This window comes from Candidatus Anaeroferrophillus wilburensis, assembly GCA_016934315.1.
GTDB classification, from domain to species: Bacteria; Desulfobacterota; Anaeroferrophillalia; order Anaeroferrophillales; family Anaeroferrophillaceae; genus Anaeroferrophillus; species Anaeroferrophillus wilburensis.
Genome location: JAFGSY010000020.1, coordinates 72,756 through 91,394 on the forward strand (window position 1 = coordinate 72,756; position 18,639 = coordinate 91,394).

The window sequence follows — 18,639 nt, forward strand, 5'->3', positions numbered from 1 at the left end:
TCTACTCACCCAGCAGTTCCCACTCGGCACTACGGATTTCCAAAGCGGCAATCAGTTGCTGATTATCCCGCACCGCCGCCAGATAATCCCGGACCGCCCGCCGCCGTTCACTGTTCAGCCGGGCACCGTAGCAGGCCAGGGCCTGTTCATAGCCAACCTGGAGCAGGTCGTAACGGTTGACGGTTTTGCCAAACCAACCCAGCAGCTCCCAGCAGCGGCCGGTTTTCAACGGCGGCCACTGAGGATCAAGTTCAGCGAGCATTGCCCGCGCTTCACGATATAGCAACCTGCACCGTTTGGCGGCCGTTTCCTGCAGGATCAGGCAGGCGGCCGTCCCCAGCCGGGAAGCTATCCGACTTTCCGGATCATCACGCTCAGGCGGTTCCAGCACCGATTCAAAACAGCGCAACGCTTCACTGATCCGACCGGCATCTACCAGGAGGAATGCCGCGGCAAGGAGCCTGCCTCCCTGCCGGCAGGACGCCGCCGCCCGCTCTCCAGATCCCGCTTTCAGCCAGCAGGATGCGGCAGCCGACCATTCTTCCTGCCGTTCAAACAATGCGGCGGCCCGCTGCCACAACAAGGGCGCAGCTACAGCTGACAAGGTCATACGGCCCATATCAGACAACCTCCTCCATGAGCGTCAGGGGCGCAAGCCGCCGGCAGCAGTGAAAATGCTCCGTCAACGCCGGATTGTGCCAGACCGGCGGGCGCTCATCCCCCCTGCCGATCACCCACCCCTGCTGGCCAGCCCGCTGTTTCAGGCCCGCATACAATCCGTGATGATCCTGCCAGTCATCCCTATCCCAGAATTCATTAACCACCCAGAAAACCTGTAGCTGCTGATACTGCTCTTCCCAGGTGCGAAGCTGGCGCAGAACGGCTGCCAGCATATCGCCGGCGGCGAGCCAGCCGTCATCCCGGTAGTAAAGAACCCGCTGGACATCCTCAGGCCGGTCGAGCTTTTCCGGCTTGCGCCAGCGGCTGCCGACAAAACTATGATAGACATCATAGCCCCGGTGTTTCATGGTCCGGGCCAGTGCCAGCGTCAGACCCCGGGCGGTAGCGTCATCATCACCCCTCACCTCAAGCCCCAGCTGGGTAATAATATAGGCCAGTTGCCGGCGGCGGCGGGGAGCTGATTCACGGCCGTAATAGAGAGCGTCGCGATTCAACAGGCGATGGCAGAACAACCGCTGGGGGTAGGCAAGTTCAACCGGCACCAGGCTGTCCAGGCTGCCCTTGCGGCTCAATCCCTGGTAGCCGCCCATGGCATACATCTGCATCCCCCCCCTGGCCGCAGCGGCCTCGCTGATGTTCGGCAGCAGCCGCAGCATGCTGATCAAGGCCAGACGAGCCGGCGGCGGCAGCTCCAACAGGGAAAAAAGATCCACCAGCTGCCGGGGATCGGCAAAGGCCGTCAGGCCGATTCCGTAGAGGTGAAGAAAACGCAGTTCACCAACATCCAGCTGCGCCAGCCGGGTTTCGATATGCACCAGCAGATCGCCGGTCAGCAAGGCTGCCATACCGAAACGTTCAGCCGGCGTCATGGTTTCCCAGAGCTGACCGGGGGAGGTCTGCTGGTGTGCATCGCCGAGCCGGCGGGCAAACAGAACGGTTTCGGCCCCCGGCGACACCCGAAACTCATGGGGGAATGACAAGCCGGCCAGGATTTTGCCCAGCACCACACCAATAACATTGTCCGCCAGGTTCATCCGACGCAGCTGGCGCATTTTTGGATGGTCGGCAAGACGCTGAAGAAACGCTTCCCAAAGAACCGGCATCAAATCGGCCGGCAACCAGGAAGGCCGTCTGACGACAGGTTTCCCGGAAGAAGAAACCAGCAAAGCCCCGAGATCATGCACCAGACAAATTGGCGCTGCCAGCCCCAGAGAGGCAGTGCCACGCAGCCAGGCCACCGCCCGTCCCGGGGATGCCAGCTCCACATGGGTGAAAGGCAGTGACAGCAGGTGCCGACGGACAACCGCCGCAAGATGCCCCTCATCTTGAATACGGTCCCGAAAAACGGCATGAAAAACATCGCTGGGCCTGATCTCCATGACCGATACATCCCAGAAACGGACAGTCTTATCATCAGACCCGGAAGCCAGCAGGCGGCCGTCAGGAGAAAAACTGACACTGTTCACCTCCCCCTCATGACCCTCGAGAACCCGAAGCTCCCGACCGGTGTTCACCTCCCACAAACGAACCGTTCGGTCGCCTGACCCGGAAGCCAGCAGACGGCCGTCGGGAGAAAAACTGACACTCCAGACCAGATCCCGGTGGCCGGCAAACACCAGCAGTTCCCGGCCGCTGGCCACCTCCCACAGGCGAACGGTATGATCGGAAGAACCAAAGGCCAGCAGACGGCCGTCGGGAGAGAAACTGACACTGCAGATCCGGGAGAACCCCCCGGTCAGGACAGCGAGGCGGCGGGCAGTGGCCACCTCCCACAGAATAACCGTATGGTCGTATGAGCCAGAAGCCAGCAAGCGGCTGTCAGGGGAAAAACAGACGCTGTAGACATCGTCCGTATGGCCGGCCAACAGCTTAGGCGTCTTGTAGGTTCTCAAATCCCACAGATAGACCATCCGGTCATGACTGCCGGCGGCAACATAACGGCCATCAGGGGAAAAACAGGTATCATAGAGGGAATTATGGGCTTCCAGCCGCCGAAAGGGACGCCCGGTAGCCACATCCCAGAAAAAGATGGTCATATCACCAGAACCGGTGGCCACCGTGCGACCGTCGGCGGAGAAGCAGACACTCCAGACAAACATGCCGTGGCCTTCCAGGGGATGGACCAATTTTTCTTCGGCCACCTCCCACAGATAGGCAAGCTTGTTCACCGTACCAGTTGCGAAGAGTCGGCCATCGGGGGAAAAGCAGACGCTGTACACCTTGTTTCCCCGTCCTCTGGAAACCCGCACCGGCCTGATCTGACTGGCATACTCATACAAACGGTCGCCAATATCGGTTTTCACAACTGATTCCAGCACCCTTGCCCCCTACTCCCGGGAATTATTTTCCTTCTGCGCCACCGGCTGTTTGCCGGTCGCTGCGGTACCTGCCCCGGAAACCGAAACCGGATTGTGCCGCAGACCGGCATCGGCAATCTCAGGGTTGCGCCCCAGCCGTCCGGCTACCGCTTTGGCCACCTGGTCATGGTACTGCTCGCTGGCGGCTGACGCGTGGTCATCAACGATAAACTCCTCGATTTCACCGGTATCCATATTGTATTTAAACTGAATGGTCACTTTCGGCCGCTGGCTGGACATTTCAAACTCCATAATTACAATTTTCAAAAAATACGGGACAATCATCAAATGCAACGATGACTGGTAAGCACTCACTGTCTATCCGGGAACATTCTGTTGCTGGATGACACCGCTGTCTGATGATGTTCTGATCACCCCGCCGTCAATACAGCTCCAGCTCCATGCTGATCACCGACCCGGTCTGTTCATCGGTCACAATGCGGCCGCCGTTATCCAGCACCAGCTGCCGCAGGGTCTGGCGGTAGGCTTCCCCCACCGCCCGGTTCATCACCTGATGGACCTGCTCCTCAGCCTGGGCCAGCCTGCTCTGCAGCTGCTCCCGCAGGGCATCTCTGGCTTCCGCCTTCAGCCTTTCCAGCTCGCCGGCCGCTTTTTCTCCGGCGGCCTCCTGGGCCTGGATTTCAGCAGCGGCAACCGCTTCGGCCTGCTGGTGTTGATGGAGACTTGCAACCGCCGAGGCAAGACGCCGTTCGGCCTGCAGATACGCCTCCTGACGGGCGTCCTCCTCCCGCCGGCCGCCCCAGCCATCATCGTAGTAACGGGAAACCGCGGTCACTGCCAGCTCCCCCACCGTGGTGCCGCAGATTTCAGCGGTCCCGCTGGCGGTGGCGGAAACTGTGCTGGTCAACTGGGTCTGCACATGCAGCAGCGCTTTTTTCGGATCATAGACAAGGACAACACCGCCATCCAGTTCCCGGCAGAAATTTCCCTGACCATCCCGCTCCCAGGCGGGAAAACCGTCAAACTCACCGGCCAATACCCGGCCCAGCATGGAAAGGGCCATGTCACCCATCTCCGCGTCAAGCCGCACCTCGGCTGAGAGCGATGCCAGTTCACTCACCTCGCCGCTGAGGGACGCTGTTTCGCTGATCGTCCGCCGCCAGGCCTCTTCAATGCTGCGGGCCAGATGAATCATTACTTTTCTCGGGTTGCACATTGCGCTTTCCCCTTTCCCACCCAGAAACCTGGTCAGCCATGCTGTTCCAGCAGCGTCATGGTTTCTTCAATAGCTTCCCGCGCCCGGTCCAGCAGGACCGCGGCGCCGGCGCTGTCGCTGTGTCCCAGAAGCTCCCGGCGCAGGCTTTCCGCCTGGTGCAGAAAGTCGGCAAAATCGGCATCGGTACGCAGCGATTCCTGCTGGCCTGTCAATCCAGTCAGGTCGTTGTCAATAAGTTCCAGCCGCCGTTCGGGCCGCCGCAGATCGACGCCGGACTCTTCCAGATAGGGGTCAATAATCGCCGCGATATGGGACATCTGATCCGGGTCATTCCACACATGCTTGAGCACCCAGAAGTCCCCGGCATGAGCTTCCAGGCTTTTGCGGCGCAAAGCCGAGGCGGCAATCAGCTTGAGCAGCTTGATCACCCGCCGGTCGCTGAGTTCTATGCCTTCGGAACGGATCCGCCGGACCACCTCCCGATAATGGCTGGCAACCGGTTCCAGATTCACCTCGTCCAGTGACCGGTACAGCGACCGGAGAACCGCCGTGGTAATCACATTGCCCAGACTCATTTTGTAGCCGGTACGAATCCGGGCTTTTTCCAGCTGCCACCCCTGCTGAAAGAGTTCACTGAAACGGGACTCCTCCACATTATCAGACCATACACGAACCAGAAACCGGTCATAGAGAGCGGCCAGGGAGGAATCATCGGGAACCTCATTAGTGGCTCCGATGGCATACAGCAGTGGCACCACCTCCGCCTTACCGCCGTTGTAGTACACTCGTTCATTGAGGATGGTCAGCAGCGCATTGAGGATGGCACTGTTGGCCTTGAAAATTTCATCGAGAAAAGCAACTTCGGCCCGGGGCAGCATGCCGGCGGTAATCCGCCTGTGCTCCCCCTGCTCCTGGTAGGTTTTGATATCAACCGGCCCGAACAGCTCATTGGGCTCGGTGAAACGGGTCAGAAGATATTCAAAATAGGGAATAGTCCTTTCCCTGCCACCGGCATGGGGCGGGCTGCAGAGCAGGGCAAAACGCTTCACCAGTTCCGATTTCGCCGTTCCCGGCGGCCCGACGATGAGCAGGTGTTCCTGGGCCATGGCACAGATAATCATCAACTCAACAATCTGGTCCTTGCCGACAAAAGAGCTTTTCAGCAGGTTGGCAAGGTCTTCCAGATCATCAAGGTGGTTGATCAATTCCTGACGCACGATAGGTTCTCCTCTATGATTTCTATCCAGGACACCGCAAAAACAAAGGCTGCAGGTAACGAAGAAGGCAGTGTTTTACGATACCATCGTTCAAGAGAGCAGGTGCACCCGCTGATGCTGCTGACGGCGGTCCCTGATCTGGGCAACCTTGCAGCCCAGATAGCGCGGTGTGATGATCCGCCCCTCCAGATGCTGTTCGAGGCTGGCTTCCTGAAAAACAGCCCGCAGTTCATCATTGTTGAACTGTTCCGTATGCTCGGCCACCAGGTCAATCAAACTCTGGTAAAAACTCTCCGGGCTGACGCCGCCCTGCGCTTCATGACGGACAATCGAAAACAACTCCCTGATTTCCGCCGCCAGGGTGGCATCCGGTTCAGCCGGTGCCGGCTGTTGGTCGCCGCCACGAGAATCTTCCAGTTCAAGTCCATGCCGGCGGCCAAACCGGAGAAACCGCTGATACAGATCGTCAAGCACCGGCGCCTGCTGCCCATCGGGGATATCCTCCAGCAGCCGGCCCAGCGCTGCAAATAATTCCGGCAAACCCGTCAGCAGCCGGGCATTGTCCGTCTCCCGGGCAAAGCGCCTGGCAGCAGCCTCATCCCCTGACAGCAGCTCCGTCAGAAAGATTGAAAACCGCTCGGAATCACCATTGGCGGACTCTTCAGCGCCGGCAGACTTGAGATGCTTCACCATCAGTTCACACAACCAGAGCAGCTGCCGCCGGACGCCGAAACCACGGGCGTGCAGATCGGCAACCTGGCGGCGGGCCCGCAGGTCCGGAAGGCCGATTTCCAGCGGCTGCAGACGGGATGGCCGCAGCAGGGCTTCATCGATAATGTCAATCCGGTTGGTGGTGCCGATAACCAGCACTGTCTGATCGGTTTGGAAGCCATCCAGCTCGGTCAGCAGCTGGGCGACCACCGCGTTGTTGGCCCGGGCGCCGCCGTCGGCATAGGTGCTGCGCTGACTGGCAATGCTGTCAAACTCATCGAAAAAGATCACCGCCGGGGCATTGCGGCGCGCCGTGGCAAACAGCTGCCGTAGGTTGTTTTCACTCTGGCCGACATACTTGTCCATGATCTCCGGGCCGGAAACCATCTGGATGGTGGCATTCAGCTCATTGGCTACAGCCTTGGCAAAGAGCGTCTTGCCGGTTCCCGGCGGCCCGTGAAAAACAAAGCCCCTTGGGATCAGCTGCTTCCGGTGTTTTTCATCAAGCCCGGCGATCGGGCCGGCAATCAGCTCAATGGTATGCTTCAGCTTCTGCTTGATATGATCATAGCCGCCGATATCGGCAAAGGTGGTATCCGGAATCTCAATGCCGCCGCTGGACGAAATTTTGAACTGGCGGATGACATGGTACACCTCGGCAGCCGCCGTCTGCGGCGCAACCTTCGCCCCCACGTAGCGCATGGCATTGCGAAACTGGATGGCATGAAGCCCGGAAACGTTTTTATACAGCCCTTCCGGATCATAGCACTGGAAGCACTGCCGCTCCTTGTGGGTTATCAGGCGGCTTACCGTATACTGCTGATTGCCAGTGTCGGTCCCCGGATAGCGGGGCAACCCCATAATCGGCACATGGACGGCAAACCGGTCAGTCAGCACTTTTTTCACTTCCAGCGAAGGATCGATGAAAGCCAGGATCTGCGCTTTCTCCCCTTTGCCGGTCCGCTGGTAGAGCAGTTCCACCAGCGGCGGACTTTCCAGCATATCCAGCGAGCGGAGGACCAGCACCTCGTTGTTTTTCAGGTTATGCAGCAGTACCGGCAGGTGAGCCAACGGCTCGCCGTGCCCGCCCTGTATTGCCTGGTCAAGGCGGCTGCCAACCCCGGTCTGCGCCGCCGGGCACGCGGCTTCGGTATCCAGAACCACCTGGCGACCCGCCTGGTGGCAGACAAACTCATAAATATATTCGGTCAGCATCTTGTCACAGCGGACAAGCACCGACAGGCCGCTGCTCAGATAGTCGGCAATGCTGTCCATCTCCGAACGATAGGCATAGCGAACCGCTTCATTATCGCTGATGGTCACGGGATATGCCAGCGGATCATCATAGCTGGTACAGGCGGCATCGGCCTGCTGCTCCTCCCGCCAGCACTGATCCAGTTCACCGCGCAATGACGCCCCCACCCCTGACTCTTCACCGCCGGTTCTTGGTTCGGCGACCGTAATAGGCTGAAAAATAAATTCGGCCAGCGGCATATCACGCTGCCAGCGGGACGGCTCATCTCCCGGAAGAAACCGGGCCGGGTAGACCTTCAGAAACGCGGCCAGCGGCAAATCAGGATGTTCCCGTTTGAATCTCCGGGCTTCCACAGTCCGCTCCCCCAAATCCAGTTCCAGAACTATGGCGCTCATTGACTTTTCCCCATGGGCTGTTTCCCCCTTGAACCGGTCTACTGGCTGGCGAAGCTCAGCGTGCCAAACGAAAACCGCTCACCCGATCTCTCGGCAACGTAATCCAGCAGTGGTCGCAGATGCTCCTGAACAAATTCACGGCTCAACCGGCCATACCCTGCCGGTATGCCGCCCTCGGCAATAATGATGTCGATCAGGGGGCGAAATTTCAAAAAGTATTCATTGCCCCGGCGGTTCAGGTGCACCGCCTGTGCAGCGCCGGCTCCTTCGCCGGCTGCCAGCAGCAGCTTCCTGATCACCTGCAGCACCGGCCAGCAGGAACCACCATCCTCCTGCCGCTCACTTAGCAAACGGCCGAAATAATCATACGCCTCATAAAACTCAAGGATCTGCTGCTGAAATCCGCCTTTATGGTGCAGCGCCGCCAACACCAGGCCAAGATTGCGGCAGGCCAGTCGGGTTTCCGGCATGGACAGCCAGCTGTGGCGCAGCCAGCGGCAAAGCCGTTCATCCAGGAGCAGCAGGCCGACGGCATCAAGCCATGACGACAGATCTGCCCACGGCTCCCGGCACTGTCTCACGGGTCGCTGCCAGCCGGGCAGCAGTTCCCTGGCCGGCGAATCGAGCACCACCGGCGTATGGCTGTCCAGGGCAGTGAGCGCGGTCAGCGGACTGCGTTCCAACAAATCCTGCACCAGCTGCTGGGGACGCTCTCCCAAAACATCGATCTTTGCCGCAAGGCCACGCAGAACACCATGACAGGCCAGCATTGAATCCAGCGTCCGGGCCGGCGGCAGACTTTCCACCAGTGCCCCGGTAAACAAATGCGTCGACTCCTGCTCCGGCCCCTCAGCAGCCGCCAAACAGTTATGGGCGGCAATGGCAAAAGCGACGACCGGCACCGCAGGCTGCAGCAATCCACGCCGGCCGGCATCGGGTTCGATATCAAGCAGCAGTTCATCAAGGCAATAATGAACCATTACCGCCAGCTCAGGGTGGGGATTGACCAGCAGTTCATTCATCACCTGCGGTGATAACAGCAGTGGTCTGCCAGCCCCTGGAGTTCCATCGCAAACCGAGCGGAGAAAAACAAACAGGCTTTTTTCAGCCTCCATCTGATCGGCAATCAACCGCACAGAACCCTCTCAACGGTCGTCGCCCCGACAGCAGCCAGCAACCGCTCCAATTCATCGATATGCATTGTGTCGCCAAGGATTTCCAGCCCTTCCCCGGAGGGATTGATCTGGATGCGAACCTTTTTACCACTGCCTCCCTGCCGGTAATCATCGGGCACCATCAAATCCGGCAGCTGGCTGACAAAACGTACCCGAGGTTTGTTATGTTCCATCTTTGCACCCCCCGGTCTGCAAACCAGCCAGAAACTGAAGTCGAACTTGTTCCAGAGAGTGGCCGGGACCGGCATCATTCTCCACTGCAGTTTCTTCCCGCTGGGGCACGAAGCCGGCGTTCTCCTGGCCAGTCTCAAACTCGCTGGCCAGCACCCTTCCAAGCAACACGCCAGTCATTTCCATAATCATACACCCCGAAATTCTCACTTGCACACGAAACAGATAGTACATAATGGCATTATTCTCATTTTTTTAATATTGTTTTCGGGAAATGTCAATCTTTCCCAGTTGTCGGGATGGCACAGTTTTTATTTGCGACAGGAGTTGCCAGTAAATGATAGCCGGAAAACGGGGGGGGAAGCTGAGAAGCAAGCGGATAATTTTCGATGAACCTAGTTGATGCCCGGGAACGGCAGCGGTCAGGTTTGCTTATGCGTTGACATCACCCATACCTGACATTATACTGACATTGTTGTTGATAATTACAATGAGGAAAAGATACCATACCTGCTCTTAATTATCAACTTATCAGGGCAAATTGACCTGATAATCGCCGCGGATCAGTCGCGAGCGAGTTGACAAGCTTGCTTGTCTGGCTCGTGTAGCCGACTGCAGCCGCGGCGATTAGGGTAAATAATGATGTCTAGGCAAGATCAATCTAATTGGATAATTGTATCCGCGTTAGCTGTAGTAATATTGCTGTCCGGTTGTGCAACAACAAAGACTCCTTATTGGAAAAACACTTCATATGGGACTTGGGAATTCAATAGTGCAGAGATAAAGAAACTTCCAGATATTTCTCTGCGCAAAATCCTGTCGTTGGCATCAGTAAACCCGGGTGAGAAGGTGCAAATTCTGGTAAGAGCACAGAACCTTGATGGAATTGCGGAGGTAAAACAGATTGCAGGTTCTGAAGATGTGATCGTAACAGATTTGCAAGGACAAGAGGTGAGAGTAAAAATAGCTCAGATCACGGAAATCCAAAGCAGACGGCAGATAAGAGTGATGCCCAAAGGAAAAACAACCGATGAAGCAGCAGAAGAAGCTGCTGAGGCATTAACGTACGCACCGCTTATCCCAATTGCAATTGCTACGTGGCCTTTTCTCAGGGCATCAGGACTTGATGAAGGAAAAAATGCGGACGATAAGGAAAAAGCCTTAATTGCATATGGAGGCATGTCCAAGGAAGAACTAATAAAGCATTTAGGGGATCCAATGGAAAAATATTACTGTAAAGACAATTACGGCGATGAAGAAGTCTGGATTTACAATAAGGATCAAGTTCTTCGCGGTGGTAGAGCTCTATTCATTCGTTCAGCAGACGAGATGGTGTATTATACATCACACAATACCACCTTTTTTAAAAATTCAAAAAACTGTTCAAAACTAAAAAAATAATGCCCTAACAAGACAACTGCACTCGGACGGCAAAAAGAGGGCTCGTTCCTCGCTCTACTTTTTACCGTCGGTGATTTGAGTCGTTTGAAACATTGTGGAGGTATAGAAAAATGCGAAGGTGTGTATCTATTCTGGTCCTCGTTCTTGCTGTCGCCGCGACGCCTCTGCTGGCCCAGGAAACCGGGATGGGGCCATATATCACGGTATCTGGGTTTGCTGAGGAATGGATTGATCCGGACGTCGCCGTTTGGACGGTTTCGATTGAAACTGATGGGAAGGAACTCAAGGACCTCAAACGGGAGAACGACGACGAATATGAGCGCGTCTTGGATGTCGCGCGAGCACTCGATGTTCCAACTCAACACACGACCTCCGGACGTATTGGGGTACGTCGAGTGTATGAGACCGACAATCATGGCCGGCCGGGAAATTTCAGCCACTTCCAGCTCACAAGGCAGGTAAAAATCGAGCAACACGATATTGACCGTTTTGAAGAGTTTTTGGATAAGCTGCTGATGGATGGGGATTTGAACGTCCAACTCAACTACAATTTGACGACAATGGGCGAGGTCCGTGAGCGGCTTAAGCTGCAGGCCACGTATGCCGCCCGTTCCAAGGCTGAGAAGTTAGCTGCTGCACTGGGGGCATCGGTTGGCGGTCCGTTGATCGTAAGTGAATACCCCATAATCACGGATTACGCACAGGTCGATAGGCGTTCAATGCAAGCTGGAATGGTTTCACAATCCACACCTGAACGCATTCATGTAACAGAGCACATCTACGTACGCTTTGCCCTTCTTCACGGAAAAAAGAGGGCTGAAAAGCCCTAACAAGTGTTTGCAGGTGAAACACAACGCTGGTGGCTACCGCGCCGCTTCTGCAGATGAGTCTCGGATTGACAATGCCCTACGCTCAATCGGCTGGCGATTGTACGAAACGTTGCCGGAGTATAAGGTAAAAAACATGCTGATTGAAATCTTGGCCAATGATCTGCCATGTCTCACATGCACTGCCGTCATCATCATACCTGAAATCGGTCTGGCTGAAGCCGGGCACATCCGCTGTCTGACTGCGGGGCAGGAGGTCGAAAGCAAACACGAATTTCATGCCTTAAGCCAGATAGCCCTGCTGCAGTTTGATGATAATGATATCGTTCCCCGCCAGTGTTCCGCTCCCCTCTGCATCCGGTCATCGGACGGGGATTTCCATTTGGCAAACGGGGTGGTCATTTGCCGCTCTGCGGATGGCTCCCTGGCCGTTTTAAGCTGTACTGACCTGCCTCTACGAAAATTTTTTGAAGCTGCACACCGTTTCTGCACCCGCTGGGTACGCTTGGATATTTAGTTCACTGACAACCTAAGGTTGAAGTTTTCGCACTGGCTCCCATGTTCCTGATCCGGTACTAAGGGCGCTCAATCGGAGCCGCAAGAAATCCCAAGACCCGGGGATGAACGCCGTCAACCCGGTAATTCACAATAAAAAGGGAGAAGATTGTGCCCACAGAAGAAAACAAGGCCATTGCGAGAAGGTTTATCCAAGTATGGGGCAGCGGTGAGCTGGATCTTATCGACGAGCTTGCGGCCCCTGCGCTTACCGTACACTATCCCATACTCCCCCACGTCATCCGAGGGGGAAAAACGTTTAAAAAACTCCTCCATGGTTTTCGTTCATCCTTTCCTGACGCCACGCTCCACGTTGAGGAAGAGATTGCCGAAGACGACAAGGTTGTGATACGCTGGCGTTTTTCCGGCACCCATCAGGGCGATTTTTTGAACATCCCCGCAACGGGCAAGAAAGTACAATGGACCGGCATCACGATCTATCACATCGTTGACGGAAAAGTGGCGGCAGAAAAGGGTGAGGAGGATTTCCTCGGCTTGCTCTGCCAGCTTGGCCTTGACCCACGGCCATGACCAGTCAGGCCCAGCGGGATCACGGGCTGTTGCACCTGCACTTGGTTGCGGTCTAATTTTTGGAAGCATTTGTTCATGCTAGAGGTGTGAAAAGTGGACAAACTAACCGAAGACCTCAAAGAGATGGCTCTGACCCTCGGCGCTTTCAAAGTGGGCATCGCCACAACTGAAACACTTGCCGGCGGCCCGCCTTCCGCCGACCTTACCTCTGTTCTGCCGGCGGCAAAATCGGCAGTCTGTTTTGCCGTGGCTTTCGACCAGAATCTTATCGAGCCGTACTTCAAAAAAGAGGATCACAAAGCCCTGGAAACCAATAAAGTACGAACCACCACCCTGGCCAACGGTATTGCCCTGGAAATAGCAGAATTTCTGCAGCAGCAGGGATACCAGGCGGTCCCCCAGGGGGCAAATTTCGTTTACCGGCAGGATACCGAAAACTGGCTGATGGACATGCACCCGCCTATCTCTCATCGATATCTGGCGGCCCGCTCCGGAATCGGCCATCTAGGCTACTCAGGCAATATTATCACCAAAGAATATGGCTCGGCGATTGTCCTGGCTTCGATTGTTACGGACGCGGAACTGGTCCCCACAGCCCCCCTGCCGGAGGAGGAAAACTACTGTGATGATTGCAAGCTCTGCCTGGCCGTCTGCTCCTCCGGCTACGTGGACCCGGTTGAGAAAGTCACCGTAACCCTCGGTGGAAAAGAGTTCAGCTACGGCAAGCGCAGAAGCAACAGCCGCTGCTTCCTTGTCTGCGGCGGACTTGCAGGCCTGAACACCTCCGGCACATGGTCCACCTGGTCTCCCGCCCGTTTTGAGATCCCGGAAAAAGATGAAGATTTTCTGGCCGCACTCCCGGCTGCTACCGAAGCATACCTTGGCAGACCGAAGTTTGAAGGTGGATTTTTTATCTGCCTGATTGACGGCTCGCGGATGGAATATACCTGTTCCAACTGCCATTTCGTCTGCCATCCTGACAAAGAAATCCGCAAAGCACGATACAAAATGCTCATGGAGGGCGGCGTGGTGATCCAGGAACTTGACGGCGCCCGCAGGGCGGTCACACCCGAAGAAGCAAAAAAATATCTTGAATCCTTGCCGCCGGACAGGAGAAAACTGTACGATTCGGCTTTGGTGGAATAACCTGCAGATACATTCACACCCACGAAAGGAGAAGAATCATGCCGGAATTTGGATCACCCTTTTCAGGATTGGCACATGGCAGAAAGCTCACCAATGAGGAGCTCATCCGGGCAATTCGGTTCATGATCGCTGCGGAGTACGAAGCAATTCAGCTGTACATGCAGCTGGCCGAATCAACGGACAATAAGCTGGCCATCGAGGTTCTCAAGGACATCGCCGATGAAGAGCGCGTCCATGCGGGGGAGTTTCTCCGACTGCTCAAGGAACTGGCCCCGGATGAAGAAAAATTCTATGCCGAAGGGGCCGAGGAAGTTGAAGAGGAGATCGACAAGCTGAAGTAGAACATGCCCCTGATTTTTAGCACCCGGCAGCCTGGATAGTTTATCCTGCAGCTGAGGACGCACCATGGAAGGATCGTGTCAATGTTCAGGTTTGTTGCCGTCATTAGTGTTTTCTTGTTTGTCTGCTCAGCTCTGCTTGCCTGCGCAGGCAGTCATCCTGCACACCTCGGGATCTCTGATTCAGGCCTGGCTCCCTGTCCGTCGTCACCCAACTGCGTCTCCAGCGACGATCAGGATAAAAACCACAAAGTTTTGCCGCTTCAGCTTGCGGCAGCGCCTGCTGATGCCTGGCAAGCGGTACGCGAACTGGTCCTGGCGCTGCCCCGGACCCGGATTGTTGACGAAACAGCAGATTACCTGCACGCAGAATGCCGAACCCTGCTTGGCTTCGTTGATGACCTTGAACTCCACTTGCGCCCCGCCGAAGGGATCATCGCAGTCCGCTCAGCTTCACGTTTGGGATACTCAGACCTCGGGGTCAATCGACGCCGGGTAGAAGGGTTGCGGGCTGCGCTCAGCAGCAGGAACATCGTCAAATAACATGTCGAAGAAGACGGAAAAAGCCATTCCCGTTCCCCGGGAGATCCTGCTCAACAACATCCAGGAACTGGTGGTCCATGAAAGCCGGGAGATGAAAATCCTCTGGGCCAACCGGGTGGCATGTGAACGGGGAGGACTGTCCATCGATGACATTGTCGGCCGCTACTGCTACGATGTCTGGGCCCGGCGCACCACCCCCTGCCCGGACTGTCCGGTCATTCTGGCCATGGAAACCGGGCAACCCCATGAAAAAGAGGTGACTGATCATGACGGCACCGCCTGGCTGATCCATGGCTATCCCCTCCGGGACGCCGATGGTACCATAACCGGCGGCATGGAAATTTCACTGAATATTACCGACCGGAAGATGGCGGAACAGAAACTGCAGCACTACCGTGATCAGCTGGAAGAACTGGTGGCCAGCCGGACCCGGGAACTTTCCAGAACCAATCAGCAGCTGGTCAAAGAGATGCAGGAGCGGCTTCAGATTGAAAAGCAGCTGAAAAAGCGGGAACGGCAGCTGGAAGAAAAATCCCGTTACCTTGAAGAGGCCAATACGGCCTTGCGGGTTCTTCTCGAGCAGCGGGAAAAAGACAAGCGCGAGCTGGAAGAAAACGTTCTCCTCAATGTTGAAAAGTCCCTCATCCCCTACCTGGAAAAGCTGAGAAGAACCAGCACCGCTGCCGACCGTCATGCCTATCTCGACATCCTCGAGTCAAGCATGAACAGCATGGTATCTCCCTTCTACCGGAATATCACCTTGAAAAACTTCAACCTGACCCCCAGGGAGATAGAGATAGCCGCCCTTATCAAGGCAGGCAAAACCAGCAAGGAGATAGCCCTGCTCCTGAACTTGTCACCCAGGACCATCGACCTCCATCGCTTGCATATCAGGCAGAAACTCGGATTGAAAGCAAAGCACACCAATCTCCGTTCGACCCTGCTTTCCCATTCGTAACCAGCCAATACCTCTCCCCAATCATCAGCACACGCGCTGTCCATGACCATCCATCGCACCGATAGTTACGTATATAATACAAGTATTATCTATGTGATGTTTAAGCATTGCGCTCCCTGATACTCCTGTCATACTAATCAGATATCAGCAAATAATCCTATGGCGCGGCCACATTGCCATAACCAGGCAGCACGGTGTTGTCTCGGGATTGATTCTGCACTCCCCGACCACAGTCGACGAACAACAATGCGGGACGTGCTGGAGCAGCTGGCTGCATGGGACAACAATTCTTATTAAACAGGAAAACAGGAGGGTACAATGGCAATCAAGACGGCAAAAGAATATCGCGAACGGATGGACAAACTACGGCCGAAGCTTTTTTTCGGTGGTAAACGGGTGGAGAACCTCAATGACCACCCGGTCAGCAAGGGGGTCGTCGATGCCACCGCGCGGGTATACGAACTGACCATGGACCCCGACTACGCCGACATTATGACGGCCACCTCCCATCTGACCGGCGAGCCCATCAGCCGCGCCCTGCATATTCACCAGAGCAAGGAGGACCTCTTCAAGCGTCTGGATATGGCCCGCCTGAGCAGCCAGAAGCTGGGAACCTGCAACTACCGCTGTCCCGGCAACGAGATGCTGCCCTCGCTGGCGGCCACCACCTGGGAAATCGACCACGATAAAGGAACGGAATACCACCAGCGCTTCAACAACTATATGCGCTTCGCCCAGGAACATGACCTGGTGGTCAGCGGCTCGGTTACCGACCCAAAAGGCGACCGCAGCAAAAGGCCCCTTGAACAGGACCCCGATCTCTATGTCCACGTGGTGGAAAGAAGGGCCGACGGCATCATCGTCAACGGTGCCAAGCAGCATGCCACCGGCGCCTACGCCGCCGACGAAACACTGGTCCTGCCCGGCATCTCCTGCAAAAAGGGCGAGGAGGATTACGCCTTGGCCTTTGTCATCCCCAACGGCACCGAAGGGGTCACCTATGTGGGCCAATACAATGCTTTCAGTATGGAAAGGGAATATGAACACAACCAGAAGACGTTGGGCAACCCTGTCTATGGCCAGCGGGAAACCTGCCTGATCATCTTTGACCACGTCTTCGTTCCCTGGGATCGGGTGTTCATGTGCGGCGAAGTGGAATACACCCAGAAATTCATCACCCGCTTTGCCAAAACCCACCGGATGAACTGCGGCGGCGCCTGCAAAGTCGGCTTCATGGATCTGATCATCGGCGCCACTAAGCTGATTGCCGAATACAACGGCCTGGAAAATGCCTCCCACATCGCCCAGAAGATTACCCGTATGCTCCAGCTAAACGACACCTCGCTGGCCTGCGCCACGGCGGCGGCCTACTTCGGCAGAGAAGAACCGGCGGGCTCCGGGGTGTTCATGCCCGATGAAGCCATGGGCAACATCGCCAAACTTAATACCAACGACGGTTTCTGGGAAGTCATGGCTCTGGCCGGCGACATTGCCGGCGGCCTACCGGCCACCATGCCCAGCGAAAAGGAACTGGACAACCCCGAAACCATGGCTTATGTGGCCAAATATCTCAAAGCCGCCGTCCCGGCTGACCAGCGGCTGCGCATTGCCCGTTTTCTCCAGCACTGGGTTGCCGGCCTGCACGGCCTGGGGACCTACCAGGGTTCCGGCCCGAACCAGAGCCAGTATGTGGCCCTCTACCGAATCGCCGATCTGGAAGGCAAAAAGAAAATGGCCCTGGAACTGGCCAACGCCATTAGCTGAGCACAACAACAGACAAAACAACGGTACATAAAATGCTGCCGCAGGAGCAAACGGTGAAAAGGCTTTCAGCAGGGCTGCCCACCATGCTCCTGCGGCAGCATTTTCAGGAGGTCGCGGTGCCGCCGCCATGATGGCATGAAGGTGTCCATCAGGGCATAAAAACGGGTATTGTGCCGCCGTTCCAACAGGTGAACAAGTTCGTGCACCAAAACATACTCTAACGCTTCAATGGGCTTTTTGACCAGTTCCAGGTTGAGCCATATCCGCCGGGCGCCGATGCTGCAGCTGCCCCAGCGGGTTTTCATCTTCTTGACTCCCCAGTCGGCCGCCCGCACCCCGACCACCGGCTCCCATTGCACCAGCAGATCCGGAATCCGTTCTTTAAGCTGCTGCCGGTACCATCGGTCCAAAACCTGCTCACACTGCAGCTGGTCGGCACCCGGATGCACATAAAGATCAAGGACATTACCATTGACCTGCACCCTGCCCTGACCGTGATGTTCAATCAGGTTGAGCCGGTAAGGCTGGCCGAAAAAATAGTGATGTTCACCGGCAGCCATTTTGTGCGGCAAGGGCCGCGGCCGTTCGGCAAATTCCGCCTGCTTGCGCTTGATCCAGTCCAGTTTGGCAGTCACCGCCAAGCGCACGGCGGCATCACTGACCCGCAGGGGTACGGTGAGCCGCACCCGCCCCTCAATGGGATAGACGGCCAGGTGCAGGTGCTTGACCTTTTTGCGCACCACCTCGATGGGAATGCCGCTGACTTCAATGAACGCCCGTTTAATCACCATATCAGTTGTTCACCCATGCAGGGGCACCCCATGCGCTGGAGCCAAGCTACAGAAAGGTTATTCGGGAATATAACTGTCAGGAATCTGCACCGCAATCACCTCGCCGGTGGCACAGACCTTGCCCTTGCCCGTCAGGGTAGCAGTAACGATGACTTTGCGGCCTTTAATTTCCTTTATTTTGCCGCGGACCTCCAGGACGTCGTCAATGGGGGTCGGCGCAAGGAAATCAACTTTCAACGATGCAGTGACAAAACGCAGGGGAGGATTGGTTCCCATCTCCCGGCCTTCGGCCCGATATTTGGCCGCCGAGGCGGTGGCGGTTCCATGGCAGTCGATCAGCGATGCCACCAGTCCCCCATAACCGAAACCTGGAAAGCCGCCCGTATGACAGGCCCGCGGCTGATAGCGGCAGACGGTTTCATCGCCATCCCAGTAGCTCTTTAAATGCATACCGTCCTTATTCAGCCTGCCACAACCATAGCAGTGGGAAAAATCATCCGGATAGTAGTCTTGAAATGCTTTTTCAGTCATAATCATGTCCTCTTTTCTGGTTAAATCCTACAGCTCATTATGTGCGCCCCGTCAGCAAGCAAAAGGGGCAGCTCAAAAACCGCCCCCATCAGCTGGCACACACTCCGCTTTGTTT

Annotated in this window: 20 protein-coding genes; 9 read left to right on the plus strand and 11 right to left on the minus strand. The window is 56.2% G+C overall.

The genetic code is table 11. The annotated features are described in order from the left end of the window. Position 1: 1 nt before the first annotated feature. From JXO50_04820 to JXO50_04860, 9 genes are all read right to left on the minus strand, one after another. The gene (locus tag JXO50_04820; protein MBN2332413.1) at positions 2-619 is read right to left on the minus strand and encodes a hypothetical protein; all 618 of its coding nucleotides are present in this window, start codon (positions 617-619) and stop codon (positions 2-4) included. Position 620: 1 nt separating this feature from the next. After that, on the minus strand, positions 621-2,999 hold the full coding sequence (locus tag JXO50_04825) for a WD40 repeat domain-containing protein (GenBank protein MBN2332414.1): 2,379 nt from the start codon (positions 2,997-2,999) through the stop codon (positions 621-623). Between the two features lie 9 nt (positions 3,000-3,008). Next, the gene (locus JXO50_04830; GenBank protein MBN2332415.1) at positions 3,009-3,278 is read right to left on the minus strand and encodes a hypothetical protein; all 270 of its coding nucleotides are present in this window, start codon (positions 3,276-3,278) and stop codon (positions 3,009-3,011) included. A 142-nt stretch (positions 3,279-3,420) separates the two neighbouring features. Continuing rightward, the gene (locus JXO50_04835; protein MBN2332416.1) at positions 3,421-4,215 is read right to left on the minus strand and encodes a hypothetical protein; all 795 of its coding nucleotides are present in this window, start codon (positions 4,213-4,215) and stop codon (positions 3,421-3,423) included. A 32-nt stretch (positions 4,216-4,247) separates the two neighbouring features. After that, positions 4,248-5,432 carry an AAA family ATPase gene (locus tag JXO50_04840; protein ID MBN2332417.1) on the minus strand — a complete coding sequence of 395 codons (1,185 nt, stop codon included), beginning with the start codon at positions 5,430-5,432 and terminating at the stop codon, positions 4,248-4,250. Between the two features lie 90 nt (positions 5,433-5,522). After that, a complete protein-coding gene (locus JXO50_04845) occupies positions 5,523-7,793 on the minus strand; it encodes a 26S protease regulatory subunit (GenBank protein MBN2332418.1) in 2,271 nt (756 codons plus the stop codon). Between the two features lie 38 nt (positions 7,794-7,831). Beyond that, entirely contained in the window at positions 7,832-8,923 is a 1,092-nt protein-coding gene (locus JXO50_04850) for a hypothetical protein (GenBank protein MBN2332419.1), read from the minus strand. Beyond that, positions 8,920-9,141 carry a hypothetical protein gene (locus JXO50_04855; protein MBN2332420.1) on the minus strand — a complete coding sequence of 74 codons (222 nt, stop codon included), beginning with the start codon at positions 9,139-9,141 and terminating at the stop codon, positions 8,920-8,922. The genes JXO50_04850 and JXO50_04855 overlap by 4 nt, the downstream gene beginning before the upstream one ends. Further along, the gene (locus JXO50_04860) at positions 9,131-9,325 is read right to left on the minus strand and encodes a hypothetical protein (GenBank protein MBN2332421.1); all 195 of its coding nucleotides are present in this window, start codon (positions 9,323-9,325) and stop codon (positions 9,131-9,133) included. The genes JXO50_04855 and JXO50_04860 overlap by 11 nt, the downstream gene beginning before the upstream one ends. Positions 9,326-9,778: 453 nt before the next feature. Between JXO50_04860 and JXO50_04865 the strand changes: the two genes are divergently transcribed. The 9 genes from JXO50_04865 to JXO50_04905 all read left to right on the plus strand — a co-directional run bounded on the left by JXO50_04865 (position 9,779) and on the right by JXO50_04905 (position 17,202). Then, entirely contained in the window at positions 9,779-10,540 is a 762-nt protein-coding gene (locus JXO50_04865) for a hypothetical protein (protein MBN2332422.1), read from the plus strand. 185 nt (positions 10,541-10,725) lie between these two features. Next, positions 10,726-11,370 carry an SIMPL domain-containing protein gene (locus JXO50_04870; protein ID MBN2332423.1) on the plus strand — a complete coding sequence of 215 codons (645 nt, stop codon included), beginning with the start codon at positions 10,726-10,728 and terminating at the stop codon, positions 11,368-11,370. A gap of 133 nt (positions 11,371-11,503) precedes the next feature. Further along, positions 11,504-11,884: a hypothetical protein gene (locus JXO50_04875; GenBank protein MBN2332424.1), complete on the plus strand. Its 381-nt coding sequence runs from the start codon at positions 11,504-11,506 to the stop codon at positions 11,882-11,884. Between the two features lie 149 nt (positions 11,885-12,033). Continuing rightward, positions 12,034-12,453 carry an ester cyclase gene (locus tag JXO50_04880; GenBank protein ID MBN2332425.1) on the plus strand — a complete coding sequence of 140 codons (420 nt, stop codon included), beginning with the start codon at positions 12,034-12,036 and terminating at the stop codon, positions 12,451-12,453. 123 nt (positions 12,454-12,576) lie between these two features. Beyond that, positions 12,577-13,599 (plus strand): epoxyqueuosine reductase, encoded by a 1,023-nt coding sequence (locus tag JXO50_04885; GenBank protein MBN2332426.1) that lies wholly within the window; start codon positions 12,577-12,579, stop codon positions 13,597-13,599. A 38-nt stretch (positions 13,600-13,637) separates the two neighbouring features. Next, the gene (locus JXO50_04890) at positions 13,638-13,940 is read left to right on the plus strand and encodes a rubrerythrin (GenBank protein MBN2332427.1); all 303 of its coding nucleotides are present in this window, start codon (positions 13,638-13,640) and stop codon (positions 13,938-13,940) included. Between the two features lie 81 nt (positions 13,941-14,021). Further along, positions 14,022-14,480, plus strand: coding sequence for a DUF1499 domain-containing protein (locus tag JXO50_04895; protein MBN2332428.1), 459 nt, complete (start codon positions 14,022-14,024; stop codon positions 14,478-14,480). 1 nt (position 14,481) lies between these two features. Continuing rightward, complete coding sequence (locus tag JXO50_04900; GenBank protein ID MBN2332429.1) at positions 14,482-15,438, plus strand: PAS domain-containing protein; 957 nt, start codon at positions 14,482-14,484, stop codon at positions 15,436-15,438. Positions 15,439-15,756: 318 nt separating this feature from the next. After that, on the plus strand, positions 15,757-17,202 hold the full coding sequence (locus JXO50_04905; GenBank protein MBN2332430.1) for an aromatic ring hydroxylase: 1,446 nt from the start codon (positions 15,757-15,759) through the stop codon (positions 17,200-17,202). 65 nt (positions 17,203-17,267) lie between these two features. On the opposite strand, the gene JXO50_04910 is transcribed toward JXO50_04905, so the two are convergent. Both JXO50_04910 and JXO50_04915 read right to left on the minus strand, forming a co-directional pair. Further along, positions 17,268-17,993, minus strand: coding sequence for a M48 family metallopeptidase (locus JXO50_04910; GenBank protein ID MBN2332431.1), 726 nt, complete (start codon positions 17,991-17,993; stop codon positions 17,268-17,270). 57 nt (positions 17,994-18,050) lie between these two features. Further along, a complete protein-coding gene (locus tag JXO50_04915; GenBank protein ID MBN2332432.1) occupies positions 18,051-18,524 on the minus strand; it encodes a PaaI family thioesterase in 474 nt (157 codons plus the stop codon). Between the last annotated feature and the right edge of the window lie 115 nt (positions 18,525-18,639).